This window comes from Geodermatophilus amargosae (assembly GCF_900116515.1).
Taxonomy (GTDB): Bacteria; Actinomycetota; Actinomycetes; order Mycobacteriales; family Geodermatophilaceae; genus Geodermatophilus; species Geodermatophilus amargosae.
In genome coordinates, this window is record NZ_FPBA01000003.1 from 18576 (window position 1) to 32043 (window position 13468).

A 13468-nucleotide genomic window follows, 5' to 3' on the forward strand; every position below is an offset into this window, starting at 1 on the left:
GCGGCTGACCGGTATGTCCTCACCCTACAATGGATGGGCGTACCGCCCATTCGACTATGGTCGGTGACCATGAGCGCACCGGACGAGGCGGCGACCGAGGACCGGTGCGCCTATCCGGGCTGCTCCGCTCCCCCACGGCCCCGGGTCCCCGGGCGGAGCGGCCCGTCGCCCAAGTTCTGCGAGCGGCCGGACCACAACCCGGAGTCGGCGCGCACCGCCCGGGCGCGGGCGGCCGGCCAGCGGGCCACCCGCCTCGCGGCGACCGCGACCGCGCTGGGCGAGGACCTGCCGCCGGAGGGCCGGGTGCGGCACCTGGTCGGCCAGTGGGCGGCGGCGACCCGCGAGGCCGCCCAGGCCGCCGAGGCCCAGGCCGCCCTGCTCACCGCGGCCGCCGAGGCGCTCGGGCAGTACCAGGACGAGACCACCGTGGAGGCGCGGCTGGCGCAGGCGCGGGCCGACGTCGACGCCGCGCACGCCGCACGGCTGCGCGCCGAGGAGCAGGTCCGCCGGGCGGAGCAGCTCCAGGCGGCGGCCGAGGAGGGGCGACGGGCGGCCGAGCGGGACACCGAGGCGGCCCGGGCCACTGCCGAGGACGAGGTCACCGCAGCCCACGCGGAGGCCGCCCGCCGGGTCGGGCTGGCGGACGACGCGCGTCAGGCGGCCGAGACCGCGCGCGAGCAGGCGGAGTCCGCGCGGGACCGGGCCGAGGAGGAGCGTGCCGCCGCCCGGCGGCAGGCCGACGACGCCGAGCTCTCCCGCCGGGCGGCCGAGTGGGAGGCCGAGGGAGCGCGGCAGGCTGCGGAGCGCGCGCGTGCCGAGGCCGCCGGTGAGCACGACGCCCTCGTCGAGGCCCGGGCGCGGTGGAGCGTCACCGAGGCGACCCTCACCGACACCCTGCGGGCCCGGACACAGCAGCGGGACGACGCGGTCGTCGCACGCGACGAGGCGCTCGCCGCCGCGGCCGGCGCGCGCGAGCAGACCCGCGACGCCGAGCGCGAGCGGGACGAAGCCCGGCGCGCCGAGCAGGACGCCCGGACCCTCGCGCGGGAGGCGGCCGCCCGGGCGACCGCCGCCGAGCACGATGTCCGGGCCGCGCTAACCGACGCCGCGCGGGCCGCCCGGCGCGCCGAGGACGCCTCACGCCGGGCCACCGACGCCGAGGCCGCGACCCGGCGGGCCGACGACCGGATCGGCGAGCTCACCGCCGAGGTCGAGAGCCTCCGCGCGCAGGTCGAGCGCCTCCGCGCACCGGTCGACGGCGGCGGCACGGCCGCCTCCTGAGCCGCCTCAGGCGATCCCCCGGTCCGGACCGGTGCCCGCCCCGCGGGCGATGGAGAGGTGCTGCGACGTCGCCTGCCCCAGGACGGCGACGTCGACGGCGACCGTGACGATGGTGGCGCCCTCCGCGGCGAACCCGGCGGCCTCCTCCCCGCTGTAGGCGTGCACGCCCACCGGCACCCTGGCGGCTGCGGCCCGCGCGACGATCGAGGACAGCACGCCACGCAGCTCCTCCCGGTGCTCCTCGCCGGTGAGCCCGAGCGACAGCGACAGGTCTCCCGGCCCGACGTACACCCCGTCCAGCCCCTCGACGGCGAGGACGGCGTCGAGGTCGTCGAGCGCGGTGGCCGCCTCGACCATCAGGACGACCAGCGGCTGCTCCGCCCCGCCGGAGAGCCGCCCGATCGACCGCCCGCCGGCCGGGGCGTACCGGGTCGCGGCGACCACCTCGCGGGCGTGCGCGGCGTCGCGCACGTTGGGCACGATCACGCCGCGGGCGCCGAGGTCGAGCGGCCGGCCGACGTCGGCGAAGGCGGGGCTGCGGGTCCGCACCAGGGGCAGCGAGCCCGCCGCCGTGATCGCGGCCGCGGTCCCCGGCAGGTCGGCCTCGGCGGTCGAGCCGTGCTGCAGGTCGACGACGACGAAGTCGGCGCCGGTCCGCGCCAGCACCTCGCCGGTCACCGCGCCGGGCAGCAGGCTCCACAGGCCGTGCCGCGCCTCGCCCGCCGCCCACGCGCGCCGCAGGTCGTCCTCGCTCGTCCCCATGCCGGTCCCCTCTCCTCCGCGGGCGATCCTGCTCGGGCGCTCCTCCGCACGCGACCGAGACCACTCGTTGCCACCCGCAACGGCCTGGGACCCTGGAGGCCATGGCGGTCGCTCCCCCTCCGCGGGCCCTGGTCCCGGTCCTGGTCTTCGTGGGCACGGTCGTCGCCGTCATCAGCAGCCTCGGGGCACCGCTGGTGCCGGCCGTGGCGGCCACCCTGGACGCCTCACTGCCCGACGCCCAGTGGTCGCTCACCGCCACGCTGCTCGTCGGCGCCGTCGCCACGCCCGTCGTCGGCCGGCTCGGCGACGGACCGCACCGGCGCCGGGTGGTCCTCGTCGTGCTGGGCGTGGTCACCCTCGGCGGGGTGCTGGCGGCCCTCCCGCTGGACCTGGGCTGGCTGGTGGCCGGCCGCGCCCTGCAGGGGGTGGGGCTGGGCCTCACCCCGCTGGCCATCGCCACGGCCCGCGAGGCCCTGGCCGGGCAGCGGGCGCGGTCCACCATCGCCGCGCTGTCGGTCACCGTCGCCGCGGGCGTCGGACTGGGCTACCCGCTGGCCGGCCTGGTGGCCGAGCTCGGGGGCGTGCGGGCCGCCTTCTGGGCGGGGGCCGGCGTGAGCCTGGTCGCGCTGCTGGCCTCGGCCGCAGTCCTCCCCCGGGCGACGACGACCCACCGGTCCCGACTGGACGTCGTCGGCGCGCTGCTGCTCGGTGCGGGGCTCGCCGCGCTGCTGGTCGCCCTCGGCGAGGCCGAGACGTGGGGCTGGTCGTCGCCCGCGCTGTGGGGCCTGCTGGCCGGCGCGGCCGCGGCGCTGGCCTGCTGGGCGCGGTGGGAGTGGCGGACGCCGTCGCCGCTGGTCGACCTGCGGCTGGCCCGCGGCCGGGTCGCCCTGACCGCGCACGTCGCCGCCCTGCTGGTCGGCCTGTCCAACTACCTGCTGCTGGCCACGGTGCCGGTGCTCGCCCAGAGCCCGGTGGCGGACGGCGCGGGCTTCGGCGTCTCGATCGTGGTGGCCGGTCTGGTCCTGCTGCCGTTCTCGGCCGCGACCGTGCTCGCCGGCCGGTGGGCCCGGCTGGCGGCCGACCGCGGCGGTCAGCACCTGGTGCTGCCGGTCGCCGCCCTCGTGCAGTGCGCCGCCTTCGTCCTCTTCGGGCTGGCCCGCACGGACCTGTGGCTGCTGTTCGTCGTCATGGGCGTCGCCGGGCTCGGGGTCGGCGCCTCGTTCGCGGCGTTCCCGGCACTGGTCGTCTCCGCCGTCCCGCCGTCGGAGACCAGCAGCGCCATGAGCCTCAACCAGGTCCTGCGCTACGTCGGGTTCTCCCTCGGCAGCACGCTGACCGCGACCGTCCTCGCCGCCGCGACACCGCAGGGCGGCGCGCCGGCCGCGGGCGGGTACACGGCGATCGCCGTCGTCGGCGGGGCGGCCTGCCTGCTCACCGCGGTCGTCGCCCGGCTCGGCCTGGCCCGACGGCCACCGGTGGACGCGCCCGCCCCCGCAGTGGCCTCCGGCACCGGCACCGGATGATCGGCAGGCCGACCGCCCCTCCCGAGGAGTCGCCCGTGTCCGCTCCCGCCTGGTTCGAGGCCGCCCTCGCCGACGTCCCGGAGCACCGGGACGTCCAGGTCGAGGGCACGCCGGTGCACTACCGGGTGTGGGGCGAGGCCGGCCGGCCCGGGCTGGTGCTCGTCCACGGCGGGGCCGCGCACTCGGGCTGGTGGGACCACGTCGCGCCGCAGCTGCACTCGCACCGGGTGGTGGCCCTCGACCTCAGCGGGCACGGCGACAGCGGCCGTCGCCCGTCCTACGACATGGACACGTGGGCCCGCGAGGTCGTGGCCGTGGTGGAGGCCGAGGACCTCGTGGCGCCGGTGGTCATCGGCCACAGCATGGGCGGGTGGGTGGCGCTGACCGTCGGCGTCGCGCACCCCGGCGCGGTCTCCGCCGTCGCCGTCATCGACTCCCCGCTGGTCTCGCGGCCGCCGGAGGAGGAGCGCCTGCGGCAGCGTCGGCGCCCCACCCGGACGTACGCCTCCGTCGAGGAGGCGGTCGAGCGCTTCCGCACGCTCCCGCCCCAGGACGTGCTGCTCCCCTACGTGCGCGAGCACGTCGCGCGCGGCTCGCTGCGCCGCGAGGGCGAGGGCTGGACCTGGAAGTTCGACCCGCGGCTGTGGGGCCCGCCGGCGCTGCTGACCGAGCTGCTCCCGCGGCTGACCTGCCCGGCCGCGCTGTTCCGCTGCGAGAAGGGACTGGTCAGCCGGGAGATGGCCGCGGAGATGGCCGGCCTCGTCGCCGGCGGCCTGCCGGTCGTCGACCTCCCCGACGCAGGCCACCACCCGGTCTTCGACCGGCCACTGGCCCTCGTGACCGGGATCCGCACCCTGCTCGCGTTCTGGCCCGGCGACGGCCGGGAAGGGTGACGACGGCGCCCGCCGGGGCACCGGGGACGGGAGGGCGCGTGCCGCACTGGGTGTCCGACGCGATCTGGTGGCAGGTGCACCCGCTGTCCTTCACCGGCGCCGAGCGCACCGCCCTGCCGCCCGGGGAGGTGCGCCACCGGCTGCCGCACCTGCAGCGCTGGCTGGACCACCTGCTCGCGCTCGGCTGCAACGGCCTGGCGCTGGGACCCGTCTCCGCCAGCGGCACGCACGGCTACGACACCGTCGACCACTTCCGGATCGACCCGCGCCTGGGCGACGACGGCGACTTCGACGCGCTGGTCGCCGCGGCGCACGACCGCGGCATCCGGGTGCTGCTCGACGGCGTGTTCAACCACGTCGGCCGCGACCACCCGGCGTTCCGCGCCGTCGTGGAGCAGGGTCCCGACGCACCGACGGCGGACTGGTTCCGGCTGCACTGGCCGGAGGACTGGACGCCGGGCACCGCGCCGGGCGCCGACGTCTTCGAGGGCCACGACCTGCTCGTCGAGCTCGACCACTCCTCCCCCGCGGTCGCCGACCTCGTCACCCGGGTGATGACGCACTGGCTCGACCGCGGCGCCGACGGGTGGCGCCTGGACGCCGCCTACGCCGTCCCGCCGTCGTTCTGGGTGCGGGTGCTCCCCGCCGTGCGGGCGGCCCACCCCGACGCGTACGTCGTCGGTGAGGTCATCCACGGCGACCACCCCCGGATCGTGGCCGAGGGCGGGCTGGACTCGGTCACCCAGTACGAGCTGTGGCAGGCCGTCTGGCACGGCATCGCCGAGCGCAACCTCTTCGAGCTGGCGTGGTCGATGCAGCGGCACGGGGAGTTCCTGGGCTCCTTCGTGCCGTGGACGTTCGTGGGCAACCACGACGTCACCCGCATCGCCAGCGCGGTCGCCGACCCGCGGCACCTGCCGCACGCCCTCGCCGTCCTCCTCACCGTCGGTGGGACGCCGGCCGTGTGGTCCGGCGACGAGCACGCCTTCACCGGCGTCAAGGAGCACCGCGCCGGGGGTGACGACGCCGTCCGGCCGCCCTTCCCGCCCGACCCCACCGGGCTGTCCCCCCTCGGCGCGCCGACGTTCGCGCTGCACCAGGAGCTGATCGGGCTGCGCCGCCGGCACCGCTGGCTGCACACCGCGGCCCCCGAGCAGGTGCACGTGGCCAACGAGCAGCTCGTCCACGCCGTCGCCGGCGAGGGGCAGCGGCTGCTCGTGGCGCTCAACCTGGCCGACACGACCGCCCGCGTGCCCGCCCCCGGCGCCGGCGCCGTGCTCGCCGGCTCGGCGACCGTCGGCCGCGGCGGCGTCGAGCTGTCGGCGCACGGCTGGGCGGTCCTCGAGGCCGCGCCTGACCGTCGGTGACCCGGGCCACAGCGGGTGAGAAGGTGGCCGCGACCGGGGTGCGCCCGGAGGAACGGGAGACGCGGACGTGCGCGACGGGGACGGAGTCATGCGCAGTGCGGCCCGGTGGGCCGCGACGCACGGGGTGATGCGGCTGGCCATCCGGGCCCGGGCCCGCGGCGGCAACCCCGACGCGCAGGTCCTGCGCGACGCCGCCGTCCGCGAGGACCCGTTCGCGCACTACGAGCGGCTGCGCACCGCGGCGCCGCTCGTGGGCGGCGCGTTCTCCAAGGTCAGCGTCCACCACGACGTGTGCACCGAGGTCCTCCGCAGCGCCGACTTCGGGCAGATCGCGAGCTCGCGCACCGAGGGCCTGCCGCCGGTGCTGCAGACCGTGCTGCGGCTGGCCGGGCCGCGGCCGAGCGTGGGGCCGATCGACCCGCCGTCGATGCTCGCCGTCGACCCGCCCGCGCACACCCGCTACCGCAAGCTGGTCAGCCGCGCCTTCAGCGCCCGCGCCGTCGCCGGGCTGCACGAGCGCACCCGCGCGATCGCCGACGGCCTGCTCGACGACCTCGAGCGGGAGGCCGCCGATGGCGGCGGGCGGACCGACCTCGTCGCCCGCTACGCCAGCCTGCTGCCGGTCACGGTCATCTCCGAGGTGCTCGGCGTCCCGGTCGCCATGCGCGAGCAGTTCCTCGCCTGGGGTGACGCGGCCTCCCCCAGCCTGGACATGGGCCTGGACTGGCGCACCTTCCGCGGCGTCGAGCGCAGCCTCGGCGAGCTCGACACCTGGTTCCGCGGGCACGTGCAGCGGCTGCGCCGCGACCCCGGCGACGACCTGCTGTCCGCGCTGGTCGGCATGCTCGACGACGACGGCAGCGGGCTCACCGAGCAGGAACTGCTGGCCACCGCCCTGCTCGTCTTCGGCGCCGGCTTCGAGACGACGGTCAACCTCATCGGCAACGGCACCGAGCGGCTGTTCGCGCACCCCGACCAGCGCCGGCTGCTCGCCGCGGACCCGTCGCTGTGGCCCAACGCCGTGGACGAGGTGCTGCGCGTGGAGTCGCCGGTGCAGCGGACCGGGCGGCGGGCGCGCCGCGACACCACCGTCGCCGGCGTGCCGGTGAGGGAGGGCGACCTGGTGATCCTGGTGCTGGCCGCAGCCAACCGCGACCCGCGCGTCTTCGACCGCCCGCACGAGTTCGACGTCACGCGCGCCGACGCCCGCGACCACGTCGCCTTCTCCAGCGGCATCCACTTCTGCCTCGGCGCCGCGCTCGCCCGCATGGAGGGCGAGGTAGCGCTGCAGGCGCTGTTCGAGCGCTTCCCCGACCTCACGCCGGCCGGGCCCCCGCGACGGCGCAGGACGATCATCCTGCGGGGCCACTCCTCGATGCCCGTCACGCTCGGCCGGCCCGTCGGATCCACCCCGGACCGCCCACAGGTCCCCGCCTGAGCTGCCTCAGCCCTGGCCGTCGGGGAGCTGACCGGCCTCCCGCAGGTCGGTGACCGCGAGGACGTGGGACGTCGGGTAGACCTCGATCCCGGCGCCCTCGGTCAGCGCCGTGGTCAGGGTCAGCCAGCCGGCCGGCCCGAACCGGACGATCCGCTCGTGCAACTCGAGTTGACGCGACGGGTCCGCCGGGTCCTGGATCACGACCCGCGCCCGGTAGAGGTGGCGGTCGTTGACCGTGGTGATGTCCATCGGGCCAGCGTCCTCCGGTGCCGCCCCCGGCGGGCCGCCCGCGGCATCACCCCCGTTCGGGGCGGTCGCACGGAGGGCCGGGCGGGGTAGCGTCGGGGTGGCACGAGGAGGCCCCATCCCCACACACCGTGAACGCTGCGCCGAGGCTCATCTCGGTTGCCCCTGCCGGGGCGACGAGACGATCCACGAGGAACGATCCCGCGAGGTCGCCGACGCCCGCACGCGGGCGGCCGAACCCGTCGACTGCCCCGAGTGCGGTGGGCCCACGACGCCGCTGGCACTCGTCGCCTGGGGGAACTGCCGCGCGTGCCGCACGGCGCACTCGCGGGTGACCGACCCGCTGCGCTGGTGACCCCTCCGGGGCACCGGTGACCGGCCTCTTGCCCGTTCGGGCCCCGCACCCCGTACAGTGGTGCTCGGTCGCTGTCGTGCCTCTGCTTCGTTTACGAACGTCCGCAGTCGTCTCTGCCTGACGTTCCTCTCGGTCCTGCCGGTCGGTGCGGCGACCCGGGACCGGCACTCGTCGGTCTCGAACACCCCAGCACGGAATGAGATCGACATGACCCAGGGAACCGTGAAGTGGTTCAACGCCGAGAAGGGCTTCGGCTTCATCGAGCAGGACGGCGGCGGCCCCGACGTCTTCTGCCACTTCTCCGCGATCACCGGCAGCGGCTACCGCTCGCTGGACGAGGCGCAGCGTGTCGAGTTCGACGTCACGCAGGGCCAGAAGGGCCCGCAGGCGGAGAACGTCCGCGCCATCTGAGCGCAGCACTCCCCGACGGAGGCCCCGTGGTCACTGACCGCGGGGCCTCCGCCGTCTCCTGGTGAGGCCGTCTCCTGGTGAGGCCGTCTCCTGGTGAGGCCGTCTCCCGGTCGAGCCGTCTGCTGGTTGACCGGCCTCCCGTCCGGCGGTGGACTGCACCGGTGACCGACGACGCGCACGACGACGGGGCGTGGCACCGCCCCCTGCGGCACGTCCGGGCCGCCGACCTCAGCGGGGACACCGGGCAGACCGGCGGCATGACGCGGCGCGAGGCGGTCTCCGAGCGGACCGTCGGCTCGCAGCGGCTGTGGATGGGACAGACCCACGTCGCACCGCGGACGTCGTCGGGCGACCACCACCACGGCGACTCCGAGACCGCCATCCACGTGCTGCGCGGCCGGCCGGTGTTCGTGTTCGCCCGCGACGGCGAGGAGGTGCGGCTGGCCACCGAACCCGGCGACTACGTCTTCGTGCCGCCGTTCACCCCGCACCGCGAGGAGAACCCCACCGACGAGGAGGCCGTGGTCGTCATCGCCCGCAGCAGCCAGGAGGCGATCGTCGTCAACCTCCCCGGGCTCACCTGACACCTGCCGTCGCGGCCGTGTCACATCCGCGGGGTCGGCGGTGCTCTACAGACGTGGACGTCGTGGGGCATTGTGTCGACGCGCCGGCCGCCGTGCTGTCCCGCGCAGGCAGCGGCCGGATCGCCCGGCGAGCGGAGCGGGAGGACGGCGGAGCCGTGTCGGGACGAGGAGCCGTCCGCACCGACCTCGAGCAGGTCTTCCGCACCGCCTATCCGCGCGTGGTCGCCGTCGCCACCCGGGTCCTGGGCTCCCGCGACGGCGCCGAGGACGTCGCGCAGGAGGTCTTCCTCTCCTTCGCGCACACCGCGGTCCCGGCCGGTGAGGCACCGGCCTGGCTGTCGGTGGCCGCGGCGCACACCGCGCTGAACCACCTCCGCTCCGGCCGCCGCCGTGCCACCCGCGAGGAGACGGCCGCCGGTCCGGACCCCACCGTGCCCGACGTCGCCGACGACGTCGTCACCCTCGACGAGCGCCGCCGCGTGCGCGCGGCCCTGGCCCGGCTCCCCCGGCGCCAGGCGGTCGCGCTCGTCCTGCGGCACAGCGGCCTGAGCTACGCCGAGGTCGCGTCCGCCCTCGATCTGTCCCCCGGCAGCGTCGGCACGACCGTGCGACGCGCCGAGTCCGCCCTGCGCGAGGAGTTGTCCCGTCATGCGTCATCCCACTGAGGGCACGCTGCGCCGACTCGTGGACGAGCCGGCCGGTGTCCCCGACGCCGACCGCGAGCACGTGGCCGGCTGCCCGGTGTGCCTGTCCGGCCTGGCCACCGCCCAGCGCGACGCCGCCGCCGTCTCGACCGCGCTCGACACCGGCGCGACCCCGGACGTCGACGCCGCGTGGCGCCGCCTGTCGTACGCGGTCGCCGTCGACGAGCGCCGGCGCGCGACCGCAGCCGCCCCCGCTCCCACCCGCCGCTGGCGCAACCGGCTGCGCAGCCCCGTCGTCGCCGTCGTCGGGGTCGCCGCCCTGCTGGCCGGCGGCGGTGCGGCCGCGGCCGCGGACTGGCTGCAGGTCTTCCGCACCGAGCAGATCGCGCCGGTCACCGTCACGCAGGCCGACCTGGTCGCGCTGCCGGACCTCTCCGCCTACGGCACGGCCCAGGTGGTCGAGGAGCCCGACGTCCGCGGGGTCTCCGACGCCGCCGCCGCGGAACAGGCCACCGGGCTGACCGTCCCGGAGGTCACCGACCTCCCCGGCGGCGTGAGCGGCGACCCGGCCTACCAGGTCGGCGACCGGGCGGTCGTGGAGTTCACCTTCTCCGCCGAGCGCGCCGCGCAGGCCGCCGCCGCGGCGGGCGAGACGCTGCCGCCCCCGCCGGCCGGCCTGGACAACGGCCGCTTCCGGCTCTCCGCCGGCCCCGGTGTCGCGGCGGTGTGGACCAGCGGCAGCGGCGCTCCGGGCCTGGTCGTGGCCCGGGCCGTCGCGCCCACCGCCGAGTCCTCGGGCGTGCCGTTCGAGACCGCCCGCGACTACCTGCTGTCGCTGCCCGGCCTGCCCGAGGACCTCGCCGCCCAGCTGCGCACCTTCTCCGGCGACGGCACGACGCTGCCGCTCCCGGTCCCGGCCGGCCTGGTCACCAGCTCGGTCGCCGACGTCGACGGGGCGCCGGCCACGGTGCTCACCTCCCGCGACGGCTCGGTCGCCGGCGTGGTGTGGGTGACCGACGGCGTGGTCACCGCGGTGGCCGGGTCCCTGGACGCCGACGAGGTGCTCACCGTCGCCCGGGGTCTGCAGGAGTGACGGCCCCGACCGCCGGCTCCACCACGGCGACGGCGCAGCGGCTGCTGGCCGACCTGCCGCCGTCGCCGGCGGTCTGGTGCGAGGGCCTGCGCAAGCGGTACGGACGGCGGACCGCGGTCGACGGCGTCTCCTTCACCGTGGGTCGCGGCGAGGTCCTCGGCCTGCTCGGGCCCAACGGCGCCGGCAAGACCAGCGTCATCAAGATGCTGCTGGGCCTCGTGCGGCCCGACGCCGGCGAGGTGCTGCTGCTCGGCCGGCCGGCGCGCGACCCGCAGTCCCGGGCCCGCGTCGGCTACCTGCCCGAGCTCTTCCGGTACCAGCCGTGGCTCAGCGCCGCCGAGGTGCTCACGCTGCACGTCCGGCTCTCCGGCGCGGCGGTCCCGGCGAGCGAGCAACGCGACGTCCTCGGCCTGGTGGGGCTCGGCGAGCGCGCCGGCGACCGGGTGGGCGGCTTCTCCAAGGGCATGCAGCAGCGGCTGGGCCTGGCCGTCGCGCTGGTCGCCCGCCCGGAGCTGGTCGTCCTCGACGAGCCGACCAGCGCGCTGGACCCCCTCGGCCGCGTCGACGTCCGCGACCTGGTCCTCTCGCTCAAGGAGCGCGGCGTCGCGGTGCTGCTCAACTCGCACCTGATCGGCGAGGTGGAGCGGGTCTGCGACCGGGTGGTCATCCTCGACCGCGGCCGGGTCGCCGCCGCCGGCACGCTCGCCGAGCTGCTCGGCTCGCGGGAGCTGCGGCTGCGGCTCGACGGCGTCGACGCCCGGGCCGAGGCGCGGCTGGCCGCCACCGGCCGGCTGACCCGCAGCGGCAACTGGTTCACCGTCACGCTGGCCGAGGACGAGGAGTCCGCCGTCCCCGCCCTCGTGGCCGACCTGGTCGCCCTCGGCGTGGGCGTGCACGCGGTCGAGCCCGGCCGGATCAGCCTCGAGGAACGGCTGCTCGCCGTGCTCCGCGAGGGTTCCGGGGCCCCGTCGTGAGCGCCGTCCGGACCGTCCTGACGCTGGCCGGCCTCACCCTGCGCGAGGCCGCGCGCCGCAAGGTGCTGCGCTCGCTCGCGGTGCTGACCGTGCTGCTGCTGGCGCTGTCGGCCTGGGGCTTCTCCCGCCTGGACGCGGAGTTCGGCGGGCTCACCAGCGGGGAGGCGCGGCTGGCGGCGTCGACCGTGCTCAACCTGGTGATGTTCGGGTTCAGCCTCATCGCCGCGCTCGGCACCGCCTTCCTCGCCGGCCCGACCCTCTCCGGCGAGGTGGAGTCCGGGACGGCACTGGCGATGCTGGCCCGCCCGGTGCGCCGCTCGACGGTGCTCGTGGGCAAGTGGCTGGGGCTGGTGGCCTTCGGCGGCGCCTTCGTCACGCTGGCCGGGCTCGCACAGTTCGTCGTCGTCCAGGTGACCGTGGGGTACTGGCCGCCGCAGCCCGTCACGGGTCTCGCGCTGCTCGCCGCGCAGACGGCGGTGCTGCTCACCCTCGGCCTGCTGCTGTCCACGGTCATCTCGCCGATGGCCTCCGGTGTCGTGGCGGTCGGCCTGTTCGGGGCCACCTGGATCGCCGGCGTCGTCGGCGGCATCGGCGACGCGCTGGGCAACGAGGGCGTCGCGCGGGTGGGCGCGGTGTCGCGGATGCTGCTGCCCACCGACGGGCTGTGGCGCGGGGCGATGAACGCCTTCCAGGACCCGAGCCTGCTGACCCAGTTCGCTCCCGAGCTGGGCGGCTCGCCCTTCTTCTCCGAGGCCCCGCTCACCGTGACCTACCTGGGATGGGCGGTGCTGTGGGTGGTCGTCGTGCTGGGCCTGGCCGGGCTGGCCTTCTCCCGCCGCGACCTCTGAGGGACGGGGCCGGGCAGGCGGCGGTAGCGTCCGGAGCCGGGGTTCCACCGCCCCGTTCCGATACTGCCCGACACCGCCGTCAGGAGATCCCGTGCCGGTCGACCCGCACATCGCCGCCCTGCTGTCCGTGCTGGAGCAGTCCGGCGCCCCTCCCATGTACGAGGGGTCGCCCGAGGCGGGCCGCGCCCTGTACCTCCAGCTCACGCACGGCGCCCGCACCCCCGAGCAGGTCGTGCCGGTGGCGGGCACGCAGGACCGCACCGTCCCCGGCGCGCAGGGCGACCTGAAGGCGCGCGTGTACCGGCCCGAGGGCGACGGGCCGTTCCCCACGGTCGTGTTCTTCCACGGCGGCGGCTGGGTGATCGGCGACCTCGACACCCACGACAACATGGCCCGCTCGGTCTGCCGCGGCGCGGGGGCCGTCGTCGTCGCCGTCGACTACCGGCTGGCTCCCGAGCACCCGTTCCCCGCGGCCTCCGACGACGCGGTGGCCTCGGCGCGCTGGGTGGCACAGCACCTCGACGAGTTCGGCGGGGACCAGCGGCTGGCGCTCGCCGGCGACAGCGCGGGCGGCAACCTGGCCGCCGTCGTCGCCCAGGTGCTGCGCGACGACGGCACGCCGCTGGTGGGCCAGTTCCTGATCTACCCGGCCGTGGACGCCGAGGGCGAATACCCGTCGCGCGTGGAGAACGCCAAGGGCTACTTCCTCGAGAAGGACACGATGGACTGGTTCTACGGCCACTACGCCGGGGCCTGGGACGACGCCAAGGACGCCCGGCTCTCGCCGCTGCACCACGCCGACCTCTCCGGGCTGCCGCCGGCGGTGGTGGTCACCGCGGAGTACGACCCGCTGCGCGACGAGGGCGAGGCCTACGGCAGGGCGCTCGAGGCCGCCGGCGTGCAGGCCGACGTGCTGCGCTACGACGGCATGATCCACGGCTTCTTCGACATGGGCGCCTTCTCCCCCGCCGCGCAGACCGCGATCGACCAGAGCTGCGCGCGCTTCGGCGAGCTCATCCGGAGCTGACCGGCCGCCGGGCCGGCCGCGT

Annotated in this window: 14 protein-coding genes; 12 read left to right on the plus strand and 2 right to left on the minus strand. The window is 76.7% G+C overall.

The window, feature by feature from the left end:
- The first annotated feature begins 69 nt into the window (after window positions 1-69).
- The gene (locus BM414_RS29105; protein ID WP_175551430.1) at window positions 70-1281 is read left to right on the plus strand and encodes a coiled-coil domain-containing protein; all 1212 of its coding nucleotides are present in this window, start codon (window positions 70-72) and stop codon (window positions 1279-1281) included.
- A 6-nt stretch (window positions 1282-1287) separates the two neighbouring features.
- Here the strand turns inward: BM414_RS29105 and BM414_RS05300 are convergent, their stop codons facing one another.
- Window positions 1288-2043, minus strand: a complete 756-nt coding sequence (locus tag BM414_RS05300; protein WP_093578416.1) for an HpcH/HpaI aldolase family protein — start codon at window positions 2041-2043, stop codon at window positions 1288-1290.
- 101 nt (window positions 2044-2144) lie between these two features.
- Between BM414_RS05300 and BM414_RS05305 the strand changes: the two genes are divergently transcribed.
- From BM414_RS05305 to BM414_RS05320, 4 genes are all read left to right on the plus strand, one after another.
- Window positions 2145-3566: an MFS transporter gene (locus BM414_RS05305; protein ID WP_093578417.1), complete on the plus strand. Its 1422-nt coding sequence runs from the start codon at window positions 2145-2147 to the stop codon at window positions 3564-3566.
- Window positions 3567-3601: 35 nt separating this feature from the next.
- A complete protein-coding gene (locus BM414_RS05310; RefSeq protein ID WP_217644555.1) occupies window positions 3602-4459 on the plus strand; it encodes an alpha/beta fold hydrolase in 858 nt (285 codons plus the stop codon).
- A gap of 38 nt (window positions 4460-4497) precedes the next feature.
- A complete protein-coding gene (locus tag BM414_RS05315) occupies window positions 4498-5826 on the plus strand; it encodes an alpha-amylase family glycosyl hydrolase (RefSeq protein WP_093578419.1) in 1329 nt (442 codons plus the stop codon).
- An 88-nt stretch (window positions 5827-5914) separates the two neighbouring features.
- Window positions 5915-7264, plus strand: coding sequence for a cytochrome P450 (locus tag BM414_RS05320; RefSeq protein WP_093578420.1), 1350 nt, complete (start codon window positions 5915-5917; stop codon window positions 7262-7264).
- A gap of 6 nt (window positions 7265-7270) precedes the next feature.
- On the opposite strand, the gene BM414_RS05325 is transcribed toward BM414_RS05320, so the two are convergent.
- Window positions 7271-7513 (minus strand): hypothetical protein, encoded by a 243-nt coding sequence (locus BM414_RS05325; RefSeq protein ID WP_093578421.1) that lies wholly within the window; start codon window positions 7511-7513, stop codon window positions 7271-7273.
- Between the two features lie 559 nt (window positions 7514-8072).
- Between BM414_RS05325 and BM414_RS05330 the strand changes: the two genes are divergently transcribed.
- The 7 genes from BM414_RS05330 to BM414_RS05360 all read left to right on the plus strand — a co-directional run bounded on the left by BM414_RS05330 (window position 8073) and on the right by BM414_RS05360 (window position 13446).
- Window positions 8073-8276: a cold-shock protein gene (locus tag BM414_RS05330; RefSeq protein WP_093578422.1), complete on the plus strand. Its 204-nt coding sequence runs from the start codon at window positions 8073-8075 to the stop codon at window positions 8274-8276.
- 161 nt (window positions 8277-8437) lie between these two features.
- On the plus strand, window positions 8438-8860 hold the full coding sequence (locus tag BM414_RS05335; RefSeq protein WP_093578423.1) for a cupin domain-containing protein: 423 nt from the start codon (window positions 8438-8440) through the stop codon (window positions 8858-8860).
- A 53-nt stretch (window positions 8861-8913) separates the two neighbouring features.
- Window positions 8914-9525: a sigma-70 family RNA polymerase sigma factor gene (locus tag BM414_RS05340; RefSeq protein WP_245784506.1), complete on the plus strand. Its 612-nt coding sequence runs from the start codon at window positions 8914-8916 to the stop codon at window positions 9523-9525.
- The gene (locus BM414_RS05345) at window positions 9509-10597 is read left to right on the plus strand and encodes a hypothetical protein (protein WP_093578424.1); all 1089 of its coding nucleotides are present in this window, start codon (window positions 9509-9511) and stop codon (window positions 10595-10597) included. The genes BM414_RS05340 and BM414_RS05345 overlap by 17 nt, the downstream gene beginning before the upstream one ends.
- Window positions 10594-11571, plus strand: a complete 978-nt coding sequence (locus tag BM414_RS05350) for an ABC transporter ATP-binding protein (protein WP_217644556.1) — start codon at window positions 10594-10596, stop codon at window positions 11569-11571. Before BM414_RS05345 ends, BM414_RS05350 begins: the two co-directional genes overlap by 4 nt.
- A complete protein-coding gene (locus tag BM414_RS05355) occupies window positions 11568-12419 on the plus strand; it encodes an ABC transporter permease (RefSeq protein WP_093578425.1) in 852 nt (283 codons plus the stop codon). The genes BM414_RS05350 and BM414_RS05355 overlap by 4 nt, the downstream gene beginning before the upstream one ends.
- 91 nt (window positions 12420-12510) lie before the next feature.
- Window positions 12511-13446 (plus strand): alpha/beta hydrolase, encoded by a 936-nt coding sequence (locus tag BM414_RS05360; protein WP_093578426.1) that lies wholly within the window; start codon window positions 12511-12513, stop codon window positions 13444-13446.
- Window positions 13447-13468 lie beyond the last annotated feature (22 nt).